At 33.0% G+C, this 12,804-nt stretch carries 11 protein-coding genes; 9 read left to right on the forward strand and 2 right to left on the reverse strand.

Translation table 11 applies throughout. The annotated features are described in order from the left end of the window. The 7 genes from CSC80_RS15825 (at position 1) to CSC80_RS15850 (ending at position 6,800) form a co-directional block, all read left to right on the forward strand. The gene (locus CSC80_RS15825) at positions 1 to 390 is read left to right on the forward strand and encodes a thioesterase family protein (protein ID WP_099193017.1); all 390 of its coding nucleotides are present in this window, start codon (positions 1 to 3) and stop codon (positions 388 to 390) included. A 26-nt stretch (positions 391 to 416) separates the two neighbouring features. Next, the gene (locus CSC80_RS15830) at positions 417 to 1,943 is read left to right on the forward strand and encodes a hypothetical protein (protein WP_099193018.1); all 1,527 of its coding nucleotides are present in this window, start codon (positions 417 to 419) and stop codon (positions 1,941 to 1,943) included. Between the two features lie 144 nt (positions 1,944 to 2,087). After that, positions 2,088 to 2,819: a LytTR family DNA-binding domain-containing protein gene (locus CSC80_RS15835; protein ID WP_099193019.1), complete on the forward strand. Its 732-nt coding sequence runs from the start codon at positions 2,088 to 2,090 to the stop codon at positions 2,817 to 2,819. A 136-nt stretch (positions 2,820 to 2,955) separates the two neighbouring features. After that, the gene (locus tag CSC80_RS19525; protein ID WP_156894600.1) at positions 2,956 to 3,132 is read left to right on the forward strand and encodes a hypothetical protein; all 177 of its coding nucleotides are present in this window, start codon (positions 2,956 to 2,958) and stop codon (positions 3,130 to 3,132) included. A 92-nt stretch (positions 3,133 to 3,224) separates the two neighbouring features. Further along, a complete protein-coding gene (locus tag CSC80_RS15840) occupies positions 3,225 to 5,261 on the forward strand; it encodes a tetratricopeptide repeat-containing sensor histidine kinase (protein WP_099193020.1) in 2,037 nt (678 codons plus the stop codon). Between the two features lie 76 nt (positions 5,262 to 5,337). Continuing rightward, positions 5,338 to 6,006 carry a response regulator transcription factor gene (locus CSC80_RS15845; RefSeq protein WP_058102938.1) on the forward strand — a complete coding sequence of 223 codons (669 nt, stop codon included), beginning with the start codon at positions 5,338 to 5,340 and terminating at the stop codon, positions 6,004 to 6,006. Between the two features lie 155 nt (positions 6,007 to 6,161). Next, positions 6,162 to 6,800, forward strand: coding sequence for a hypothetical protein (locus tag CSC80_RS15850; RefSeq protein WP_058102939.1), 639 nt, complete (start codon positions 6,162 to 6,164; stop codon positions 6,798 to 6,800). Between the two features lie 26 nt (positions 6,801 to 6,826). Here the strand turns inward: CSC80_RS15850 and glyA are convergent, their stop codons facing one another. Then, positions 6,827 to 8,101, reverse strand: a complete 1,275-nt coding sequence (glyA, locus tag CSC80_RS15855; RefSeq protein WP_058102940.1) for a serine hydroxymethyltransferase — start codon at positions 8,099 to 8,101, stop codon at positions 6,827 to 6,829. A gap of 246 nt (positions 8,102 to 8,347) precedes the next feature. Here glyA and CSC80_RS15860 point away from each other — a divergent pair, with 246 nt between their 5' ends. Then, on the forward strand, positions 8,348 to 9,532 hold the full coding sequence (locus CSC80_RS15860; RefSeq protein ID WP_058102941.1) for a hypothetical protein: 1,185 nt from the start codon (positions 8,348 to 8,350) through the stop codon (positions 9,530 to 9,532). 29 nt (positions 9,533 to 9,561) lie between these two features. Here CSC80_RS15860 and ytxJ read toward each other — a convergent pair whose 3' ends face one another. Next, the gene (ytxJ, locus tag CSC80_RS15865; RefSeq protein ID WP_099193021.1) at positions 9,562 to 9,957 is read right to left on the reverse strand and encodes a bacillithiol system redox-active protein YtxJ; all 396 of its coding nucleotides are present in this window, start codon (positions 9,955 to 9,957) and stop codon (positions 9,562 to 9,564) included. Between the two features lie 157 nt (positions 9,958 to 10,114). On the opposite strand from ytxJ, the gene clpB reads away from it, so the two are divergent. Then, positions 10,115 to 12,715 carry an ATP-dependent chaperone ClpB gene (clpB, locus tag CSC80_RS15870; protein WP_099193383.1) on the forward strand — a complete coding sequence of 867 codons (2,601 nt, stop codon included), beginning with the start codon at positions 10,115 to 10,117 and terminating at the stop codon, positions 12,713 to 12,715. Positions 12,716 to 12,804 lie beyond the last annotated feature (89 nt).

Genomic DNA, 12,804 nt, shown 5'->3' on the forward strand with positions numbered 1-12,804 from the left:
ATGAATTCATTTCATAAGGAAATTACCGTTTCTGTTGACGATTTAGACGACTTAAACCACGTAAATAATGTACGCTACGTGCAGTGGATTCAAGACATTTCTAAAGAACATTGGCAAACAAAAGCATCTCCCATAATGCAAGATGAAGTTATCTGGGTAGTATTAAGTCATCATATTGAATATAAACGTGCGGCGGTTTTGAACGACCGAATTAAAATAACTACCTATATAGACTCCAGTTCAGGTGCAAAATCAATTAGAGTGGTTGAAATGAAACACGCTGTTACCAACAAGCTACTTGTAAAATCAAGCACAGAGTGGTGTCTTCTAGAAAGCAAATCTTACAAACCCATTAGAATTCCAGACGATATAAAGGAAATTTTCATATAACTTAGGTGTTGTAAAATTAGAATCACGTGCGTACCAAAATATTTATCATCTTACCGCTGCTATTTGCCATTTTATGGTCCGCATCGTGTAGAAAAGATTTTGAATATGCACCCAGTAATGGTCATCTTTCCTTTTCCAAGGATACTGTCTATCTAGATACCGTATTTTCAAATATTGGTAGTAGCACGTACACGCTAAAGGTTTTTAATGACACGAAAGACGATGTGGTAATACCTAATATAGCTCTTAAAAATGGCACTGCGAGTTTCTACAGACTTAATGTTGATGGTGTCGCCGGTAAAGAATTTAATAATATACCTATTTATGCAAAGGACAGCCTTTTTATTTTAATTGAAACAACCATTGATATTGAAGAACCCACAGCTAATGAATTACTTTATACAGACGCTATTCAGTTCGATAGTGGGCCGTATCAACAATCAGTGCAATTAGTAACCTTAGCAAAAGATGGCATATTCCTTTACCCAAACAACGAATTAAAGAGTCAATCTGAAATAATAGATGTTCAAGTTAACGAATCAACAGAACCTATAGAATTAGAAGGATTTGTGCTAACAGACGACTATTTAACCTTTAAAAACGATAAACCCTACGTAGTTTATGGCTACGCTATAGTTGAGGAGAACAAAAAATTAAATATTGAGGCTGGATCTAGAATACACTTCCATCAGAATTCTGGTATTTTGGTAAAAAATGGAGGTTCCATTTCTATAAATGGAGAGCTCAGCGACAACCAAGAACTCTTAGAAGGGGAAGTACTATTTGAAGGTGATAGGCTTGAACCGGATTTTGATAACGTTACAGGACAATGGGGAGCCATCTGGATAAGCTCTGGAAGTCAGAACAATACCATAAATTATTTAACCATTAAGAATGCACAAATTGGTTTGTTTGTTGAAGGAAGGGAAAACAATTCTGAATCCACCCTAACCATAACAAATACCAAAATTTTCAACAGTTCTACCACTAACCTTTGGGCAAGAAATGCAAATATTACAGGGGAAAATTTAGTAATAGGCAGTGCAGGTAATTCGTCTTTACTTATAGAAAATGGTGGATATTATAGCTTTACGCATTCAACTATATCAAATTATTGGAACAAAGGTCTTAGGTTCAATGCTGCTTTGGAAATTAGAAACGATACTAGAACCAATCCTGAAGTAGCATACGACTTGCAAAAAGCAGAATTCAAAAATTCAATTATTGATGGCAATAGTCAAATTGAAATTTCATTGAGCCCTAACGAACAACATACATTTAATTATTCCTTTGAAAATTGTTTTATCAAAATCAATGAAAGTAATGCTTCAAATTATCCCGATAACACGGCATTTTTTAGCAATATCATTATGTCCGGAGAACTAGATTATTTTTCACCCATTGATAACGATTTTAGAATAGGATTTGAAAGTGAAGCCTTTAACAAAGGGGATGTAAATACAGCAAACGCCGTACCCTATGATATTTTAGGAGTTTCAAGAATATCTTCTCCAGATTTAGGAGCTTATCAAGCAATTGAAGAGGAATTTTAGTTATAATTCTTATTTAACTGCAAGATTTTTCGCTCACAAACCCCATAAACATTGATTTTATAAATATATCCTCTGTTTTTATAAGGACATTCTAGGTCAACCTTTTATAACCTATGTTTAATTTCGTGGTATACGCTATATCATTTGAATTATACTTACACCATAATAGACTCTGATGCTGTTTCAAATTTACAGCTACATGCTTTCTTAGATGAGTATGGCGATTTTGAGTGTATAAATACCACGAACAACCCTTCTGATGGTTTAAACGATATTCTTAAATATTCCCCAGATATTGTTTTCATAAACCTAAATAATGACTATCCCTCTGTTTTTTTAATGATTACCGAGATTCATCAATATATGAATCAGCTTCCTATTTTGATCGGTATTGCGGCAACCAAAAATTACGCATATGATGCAATCAAAAACGGTTTTTTTGATTACTGGTTGCAACCATTCAATGAATTTGATATTCGTAAATCATTGATGAAGCTTCAAAAGCGCATGCCAAAGGAAAAAGCGCCGGCTACCCTATGCTTAAAATCATATAACGATTTTCAATATTTAGACACCAATGATATTTTATATCTAAAGGCAGATAATAATACAACGGAGTTTTTCATGAAAGACGGCACAATTATTAATGCCTATAAGACGTTAAAGACTTTTGAGAATACCTTGCCCAAGAACTTTATGCGTATTCACCAAAGCTATATTGTAAACACCAATTATGTCTCTCGTATAAATTTTGGTAAATCTATATGCGCCATAAAAAAGGTAAACGAAAATATCCCATTCTCTAAATCTTACCGTGAGAATATGGACAATTTAAAAAGCATACTCAACAAAAACACACTTTCTGCCTTAAATTAATGAATTCTCTCAAAATTAGGTCATATACTCACAGAACCTAATCATCCACTCATAGCTATGATTTTATCATTTGTTACCGGCTTTATCATATTACTTTGGTAGTATAATAAACCAAAAACCCCTTAAAACACACAGTATGAAAAAAGTAACAAGTATTTTAGCAGTAGCAGTAATGGCAGTTGGTATGGCTTCTATGTCATCTCAAAATATATCAAATGAAATTGAAAATGTGAACGATATCTCAAAATATTTATCCTGTGACGATTGCTCATTGCCACCAGATGATAGAAAACCACCAAAAAAGATTGCATAGATTTAAAAAATATAAATACAAAAAAAGCCTTTAACGCGAACGTTAAAGGCTTTTTTTATACCTTGGTTTTAATATACCGATAAAATCTATTTTTGAACAAGCTTTATAATTATATATCCGCACTTTTTCTACTTTGTTTAAGCTGCACAAAAACTGAACCCAAAGAAGAGATACCGTCAGCATTTGTAACAAAAGATAGTATTTCTATATGGTCTGCCGAAAGTTATGAGGCAGAATCTAAAAGAAAATTAGAACTACAATATAAAGCTTACCAATTCGCAATAAATTCACCAACAGATTCTTTAAAAAGCTTACATTTTTCTAACCTCTCTTACAATCAACAATTTATTTCCGACAGTTCATTATACCGACAAATAAATAAAAAAGCAATTTTAGCGAACCAAAAAATTAAAGATACCGCTGCTATAGGTGCGATTTATTGGGATTTAGCTTATTTTATGGAAAATAGAATTGCCTATGATAGTGCATTTTATTATTACTCAGAAGCTCTTAACCTTTACAACCAAATAAATTATAAAGAAGACGTTGGCCGGTTGTATTTAAATATGGCCAGTATTCAAATGAAGATTAAAGACTATATTGGCAGTGAAGCCAATACCATAAAAGCGATTGAATATTTTAAAACATTAGAAAATAACAACCATCATCTATATAGAAGTTATAACCTTTTAGGAATAATTTTAACAGATTTAAAAGAATATGAAAAATCTTTAGCCTATTATAATGAAGCCCTTTTCTATTTAGAAAAAATTCCAGAGAATTACATGGATGAGGCTAGTGTAATAAACAATATTGGCGTAAGTTATAGAAACAACAAACAATATGACAAAGCCATTGAAAATTTTGAAAAAGTATTAAGTATTGACAGTATATTAACAAAAAGGACGAGTTTATTTGCATTGGCTCTAAGCAATTTAGCGACTTCAAAACTGTACAAAAGAGACACTTCAAATGTTCGTAATTTATTTGATCAAGCCATAAAAATTAAAAGAGAGGTAAATGATCTTGGAAGTATTGCTACCAGTTATTATAATTACGCAGAATTTGAAGCTTTTGCCCATGACACTACCGCAGCTATCCATAAAGCAAAAGTGGCAGAAAGCTTAGCTATAGAAGGAGAGTCGAATGAACGTCTTTTAAAAACCTGGCAATACTTAGCCATTTTAGACAAGAATAATGCTTCAGATTATTTCAAAAAATTTACTAAACTAAATGATAGTCTACTATCTGAAGAACGCAAACAACAGAATAAATTTGCTCGAATTCGTTTTGAAACTGACGAATTTATTGCAGAAAATATTGAGTTAGAAAGTGAAAAACAGGTGCTGTCCAAGCAAAAGCAAATTTGGATCGGTATTGCTACTGGTTTCTTTTTACTGGGGCTATCTGTCTACATCATTATCAACCAACGTGCAAAAAATCAAAAATTAAGATTTGACCAACAACAGCAAGCAAACAATCAAGAGATTTTTAATTTGATGTTAATGCAAAAGCAAAAAGTAGATGAAGTAAAAAGGCTAGAGCAAAAACGAATTTCAGAAGAACTACATGATGGCGTTTTAGGTAAAATGTTAGGTGCAAGAATGATACTAACAGGTTTAAATAAACGTGCCACGGATGAAGCTATTCAAGAAAAATCAAAAGCCCTGGGATCATTACAAGAAATTGAGAATGAGATTAGAGCAATTTCACACGAATTGAGCCATAGCGCTTATCAAAAAATTAGCAACTTTACAGATTCTGTAGAAACACTGCTTGCCAATAATCGCAATACTAAAATCAAAACAATGTTCCACTTCAATGAAGATGAAAACTGGGATAGTCTAGCTGGTGAAATTAAAATTAACGTATACCGAATTATACAAGAAACTTTTCAAAATGCAATTAAGCATGCAAAATGCTCATTCTTTGAAGTTACGTTTTACAGAGATGATGAAAAGTTTAATGTCATTATGAGTGATAATGGTATAGGCTACAATGTAAATAAGGGTAAAAAAGGAATAGGAATTAGAAATATTACTTCTAGAATTGAAAAATTACATGGTTCATTTCATATAGACTCAACCGAAGGTCAGGGCACTACCATATCTTTAAATATCCCCATTTAAAATAGAAAGTAATAATTTTACAAATAATAATAGTTTATATTAATACGTTTAGTAAATTAGATTAGAATCACAACTTATGAACACTGTACGAATTTTAGCGGTAGATGATCATGAAATGACTGCTCTTGGATATAAATATATCTTAGAAGATTCTGAATTTGACAACTTTAATGTTAAAGTTGAAATAGCAACGAACTTCGAAAAAGGAAAGAGCAAAATTGAAATGTCAAAAAGAGCAGTACCTTATGACATTATTTTATTGGACATTCAGTTGTTCTCTCCAGAATCCAAAGACCCAAGAACTGGTATAGATTTAGGTATAGTTGCAAGAAATGAAGTCCCTAAATCAAAAGTTGTTTTCATGTCATCTTACAGTGATAACTACAGAATTAATAACATTTTTAAAACGGTTAATCCTGATGGTTACATGGTAAAATCCGAGATTGATGAAATGTCTCTTAAAACCATGGTTGAAACAATAGCAAACGATTCACCTTACTATACCGCTAGTGCATTATCTGCAATTAGACGAAGAATGTCGACAGACATTGTTATTGATGAGCAAGATCAGAAAATATTATATCATTTATCTCAAGGAATACACACTAGAGACATAGCCCCTTTAATTGGATCTGCAAATACAACTGTTGAAGCTAGAAAAAGGCAACTAAAAGCACTTTTTGACGTTAAGAACGGAAATGACCTTGCCTTAATTAACGAGGCTAAAACAAGAGGATTTCTATAGAATTAGCATATTTTTAAATTATTGATTTACAGGGTTTTATAAAAATTTAATTCATTTTATAATAATATCCTCTGAAATTCTAAGGTTTTTCTATATCAGATTTTGAAGTTAGAAAAGTATCTTTATGATAAAGAATGCTATAAATTTCTACTCGTATGCCATTTAATTACGAAAATTTTATTAATAATTCTAAATCCGAATATACCAAGGAAATCATTGGTATAGATGAGTTTTTAAAATCGTTAGACTTCCATTATTTCTCTAGTGTTAAGCTAAATAACAAGCATATTACATTTAACTCAATTAGCTTAGTTTTGGAAATTTCCTGCAATTTGGATTTATTAGAACTACTAGCCCATTTTAATACGGATAGATGGGGGCATAATGGCAAAGAAAAATCTCCACTACAACAAGAATTAGAAATTCTTGACTTAAAAAACAAGTACCATATTGATATTGAAGAACTAACATTCTTTTTAAATGATACAAGTGTTGTTATAAAACGTATTTATGACAAAAGCATACCCACCCAGCTAAATGACATTTTAAAGCAGATTGCGTTTAATTATGTGTTTCTAACAAGAGGATTAACGCAAAAACCATATGAAATTTTTGTCCCCATTTTTGAAGACACTCTTGAAAACCCGGACAATAACGAAGATGAAATGAATATTGCTCCTAAATCGTACTCTGAATTTTGGGGCATATATCTAGATAAAGATGATGAGGCCTCTATCTATGATGTAAATAAAAATACATATGTAAGTGGTGATTTGGAATTTTTATCTGAATAAAAACCCCAAATCATTACTAAACTTACTTAGGCATTAAAAATTGGTCTTGTTTTCATCATTTCGTTGACCTTACCTCTAACCTCTTTTATTATTGATTCATTCTCAGGATTCATAATTACCTGATCAATAAATTCAACAACCTTTTCCATATCAGATTCCACTAGACCTCTAGTAGTAATTGCTGCTGTCCCAAATCTAATACCAGATGTTACAAACGGAGATTTGTCATCAAATGGCACCATATTCTTATTTGCAGTGATATCAGCCAACACTAAGGCTTTCTCCGCATCTTTACCAGAAATATCTTTGTTTCTTAAATCAATAAGCATCATATGGTTATCGGTACCATCAGAAATAATATTGTAATCTAGTTTTACAAAGGCCTTAGCCATGGCATCGGCATTTTTCTTTACTTGAGAAATATACGTAGCATATGAATCTGTCAAAGCCTCACCAAAGGCAATTGCTTTACCGGCAATAACATGCTCTAAAGGTCCTCCTTGATTTCCTGGAAAAACCGCTAAATCCAATAATGCCGACATTTTTCTTAAGTTTCCATTCTTAAGTTTTATACCAAACGGATTTTCAAAATCCTTGCCCATCAATATTAAACCTCCCCTTGGTCCTCTTAACGTTTTGTGAGTTGTTGTCGTAACAATGTGACAATGCGGAATTGGGTCACTTAAAAGCCCTTTAGCAATTAAACCTGCAGGGTGAGAAATATCTGCAAGTAAAATAGCATTTACACTATCGGCAATTTTACGAAAACGTTCAAAGTCCATATCCCTTGAATATGCAGATGCACCAGCAATTATCAATTTTGGTTGTTCTTTTGTTGCTATTTCCTGAATTTTATCATAATCCAACCTTCCGGTTTCCTTATCTACTCCATAAAAAACAGGGGTATACAATCTTCCAGAAAAATTTACGGGAGAACCATGCGTTAAATGACCTCCATGTGATAAATCAAAACCTAAAATTTTATCTCCTGGCTTTAAACATGCATGATATACAGCTGCATTTGCTTGCGACCCAGAGTGTGGTTGTACATTCGCATATGCTGCACCAAATAACTCTTTTGCCCTATCTATGGCCAATTGCTCTACTTTATCTACTACTTCACAACCACCATAATACCTTTTACCAGGGTATCCTTCGGCATATTTATTGGTAAGTACAGAACCTTGAGCCTCCATTACTTGAGGACTTGTAAAATTTTCAGAGGCAATTAACTCAATGCCGTTGATTTGGCGTTGTTTCTCTTCTTCAATAAGATTAAAAATTGTGGTATCGCGTTGCATGTGCTATATCTTTTAAATAAGTGGCAAAAATACAAATAGCACACTTAAAGAAATATAAAAAATGACACAATCGCATAACTTATTTATTAAAATAAGTTAATAACTACACCTCTATCAAAGGCTTATATAATGACAACTATATGTCGTTTATCGAAAATATACTATTAAGCGCCTTAAAACGTTAACTATAAAATGAATTATGGCACGGCTGTTGAATAACATCTATAAATTTTAAAAATAATAGATATGAAAAAATTTCTACTATTTAGTTTTATTGGACTACTACTAGCTTGTAGTGGCGTAAAGAAAACGCAGGAGGCTCTAAATTCGGGAAATTATGAGACTGCCATTAACAAAGCAGTAATCAATATTGCCGAAAACAAGACCAAAAAAAGCAATCAACAATATATTGTTCTTTTAGAGGAAGGGTTTAAAAAGAATACCGAAAGGGAACTACAGCACATTAAGTTCTTAAAAAAGGATGGTAATGCCGCGAACTATGAGGAGATATTCAATACATACAATAGATTAAAATCTATACAAGAGAGAATTCGTCCTTTACTACCATTGCATATTCAAGATGAAGGTAGAAAAGCTCAGTTCAATTTTAAAAATTATGATGACGATATCATAGCCTCAAAAACAGCTTTATCTGAATTTCTATATAACAAAGCAACTACCTTATTGTCAAATGCTAATTATAAATCCGATTATAGAAATGCTTATAGCGACCTTAATTATTTAAATGAAATAAACCCTAACTATAAAGATGTGGTCTCTAAAATTGATGAAGCATACCTAAAAGGGCTAGATTATGTTATTGTGAACATGACCAATAATACTGACCAGATAATTCCAAAAAGATTGGAAGATGAACTTTTAAATTTAAATACGTACGGATTAAATACAAACTGGACAGAATATCATACCAACAGAATTCAAAACCAGTTGTATGATTACCAAATGGAGGTGTCTTTTCAAGACATAAATATTTCTCCTGAACAGATCAGGGAGAAACAAATAAGTAAAGAAAAACAAATTAAGGATGGTTATACTTTTGTTGAAGATCAAAATGGCAATGTTGTTGCTGACAGTCTTGGCAATAGTATTAAAGTGGATAAGTTTAAAACTGTTAGATGTGATTTTTACCAATTTACGCAATTTAAAAGCGCACAAGTTACAGGTGTCGTAAGCTTTATCGACTTAAAAAAACAACAAAAAATCAATCAATATCCTTTATCTAGTCAATTTGTATTTGAGCATGTTTATGCCAATTACGATGGGGATAAAAGGGCTTTAGATAATGACTTGGTTTCTTTATTACAATTGGCCAGAGTACCATTTCCAAGTAATGAACAAATGGTTTATGATGCCGGTGAAGATTTAAAGAACAATCTTAAAAACATACTGAACAATCAACGCTTTAATTAAAAAAAAGCCCCGTAATTACGGGGCTTTTTTTATACATATTGATGTATATTTATTTCTGAAATTGACCCATGTGAATCATGTACCACTACTTCCCCATTTTTTATGATCAAAAGTTGTGGAGATTGATGGGTTACCCCAAATTCTGACGCAACACCATTAGAAACATCCCTATGAGCTAGTAGATCCAGAAAATACAAATCCATTTGTCCTTCTTCCAAACTATAACTACTTTTAAACATATTTAAAACCATTCTGCTTATTCCGCACGTGGTAGAATGCTTAAAAATGAGTTGAGGCTTGCTATTTGAAGCTTCCTTAATATCCTTTAACTGATCTATAGATGTCAAGGATATCCAAGGTATATTAGATGAATTATCACCTTCCCCACTCTTTGAACCTCCAAATAATCCACCAAATAATCCCATAAAATCCTTAATTTAAAATTGTTTTCCAATTACAGTAAAACTGACTAAATGTCGTTTGTTTAAGCCAAAAATACGCCATTTTGTCTTGCAATCTTAAATGGTAAGATTGTTGAAATACCATGTTCAAAAGTATTACAATAAACTAAAATTAAAGATAATGAACATAAATAATTTCACAATAAAATCACAAGAGGCTATTCAACAAGCCCAGCTGATTGCCCAAAATTTCGGACATCAGCAAATTGAAAACGAACATCTATTCAAAGCTCTTTTAGGCGTAGAGGAAAATGTAATGCCTTTTTTAATTAAAAAATTAGGCATCAATTTTTCTTTGGTTCAACAAATTCTTGATAAAGAGCTATCCAGTTTTCCTAAAGTACAAGGTGGTGAGTTGCAATTTTCTAGAGAAGGTGGTAAAACTTTAAATGAAGCCAGTATTATTGCCAAAAATATGGATGATGAATACGTATCCATTGAACATCTCTTTTTAGCTATTTTAAAATCCAAAAGTAAAATAGCACAGATTTTAAAAGATCAAGGTGCCACCGAAAAGCATTTGGTTTCAGCAATTAATGAATTGCGAAATGGTGAAAAGGTTACTTCCCAAAGCGCCGAAGACAGTTATAACTCTTTAAAGAAATATGCCAAAAACTTAAATGAATTAGCTGATAGCGGTAAATTAGATCCGGTGATCGGGCGTGATGAAGAAATTCGCAGAATCCTACAAATCCTATCTAGACGCACCAAAAACAACCCTATTTTGGTGGGTGAACCAGGTGTAGGTAAAACAGCAATTGTAGAAGGTTTGGCCCATAGAATTATTCAAGGAGATATTCCTGAAAACTTAAAAGATAAGGTAATTTATTCTCTAGACATGGGTGCCTTAATTGCAGGTGCAAAATATAAAGGTGAGTTTGAAGAGCGCCTTAAGGCCGTTATTAAAGAAGTTGTTAGTGCAGATGGCAATATCATCCTTTTCATTGATGAAATCCATACACTAATTGGAGCTGGTGGTGGTCAAGGAGCTATGGATGCGGCAAATATTCTTAAACCTGCTCTTGCCAGAGGAGAGCTTCGCTCTATTGGTGCAACAACTTTAGATGAATACCAAAAGTATTTTGAAAAGGATAAAGCCCTAGAACGAAGATTTCAAAAAGTCATGGTAGATCAACCAGATACAGAGAGTGCCATATCAATTCTTAGAGGTATTAAAGAAAAATATGAAGCACATCATAAGGTACGTATTAAGGATGAGGCCGTAATTTCTGCCGTTGAGCTTTCTCAACGTTATATTACCAATAGGTTTTTGCCAGATAAAGCAATTGACCTAATGGATGAAGCTGCCTCTAAATTAAGAATGGAAATCAATTCTAAACCAGAGGAATTAGATGTGCTTGATCGCAAGATCATGCAAATTGAAATTGAGATCGAAGCCATAAAAAGAGAAAATGATAAACAAAAGCTACAGGTTTTAAACCTAGAGCTTGCAAACATTAAGGAAGAACGAAATGAAATTTTTGCACAATGGGAAAGTGAAAAATCTGTAGTTGACAATATACAACAGACAAAACAGGATATTGAAAATTTCAAAGCTGAAGCAGAACGTGCGGAACGTAATGGAGATTATGGTCAAGTTGCGGAAATCAGATACGGTAAAATAAAGGAAGCGCAAGAGAAACTTACACAATTACAAGATGACCTTAGCAATCAACAACACTCGGGAACATTGATTAAAGAGGAAGTTACCAGTGATGATATTGCCGAAGTGGTAGCTAAATGGACAGGTATACCTGTGACCAAAATGCTGCAAAGTGAGCGTGAAAAACTTTTGAAGCTAGAAAGTGTACTTCATAAAAGGGTTGTAGGACAAGAAGAAGCCATTGAAGCTGTATCCGATGCAATTAGAAGAAGTAGAGCTGGTTTACAAGATGCAAAGAAACCAATTGGATCATTCCTTTTCTTAGGTACTACTGGCGTCGGTAAAACTGAACTTGCCAAAACGCTTGCCTCATATTTATTTGATGATGAAAATGCCATGACTAGAATTGATATGAGCGAATATCAAGAAAGACACTCGGTTAGTAGATTAGTTGGTGCACCTCCAGGATATGTAGGGTATGACGAAGGCGGACAATTGACGGAAGCCGTGCGAAGAAGACCTTACTCCGTTGTATTATTGGATGAAATTGAAAAAGCACACCCAGATACTTTCAATATTCTATTGCAAGTATTGGATGAAGGCAGGTTAACGGATAATAAAGGTCGTGTTGCAGATTTCAAGAATACTATTATTATCATGACCAGTAACATGGGGAGCGATATTATACAGGAAACCTTTGAAAATACTGATGATGTTTATAGCGCATCTGAAACCGCAAGAATTGAAGTTCTTGGACTTTTAAAGAAAACGGTTAGGCCCGAGTTCATAAACAGAATTGATGACATTGTAATGTTCATGCCTTTAACCAAGGATAACATTAAAGAAATTGTTAGACTTCAATTAGAGCATTTAAAGAAAATGCTTGATAAGCAGCAGATAACTCTTGACGCTACAGAAGAAGCTATCGATTACTTGGCAGAAAAAGGTTTTGACCCACAATTTGGTGCAAGACCGGTTAAAAGAACCATTCAGAAAGAGGTACTTAACAATATGTCCAAATCTCTTTTAAGTGGAGAAATCAAATCTGACAGTGTTGTGTTGTTAGATGCTTTTGATAACAGTTTAGTATTTAGAAATCAAGAGGATATTACCGTTTAATTTAAACAATTAGGATAAATGGCGTTCATATTTTTATATGGACGCTTTTTTTATGAACATTATATACCATACAGTATAGATTTTTTTAT

The organism is Maribacter sp. 6B07 (genome assembly GCF_002700155.1).
Classification (GTDB): Bacteria; Bacteroidota; Bacteroidia; order Flavobacteriales; family Flavobacteriaceae; genus Maribacter; species Maribacter dokdonensis.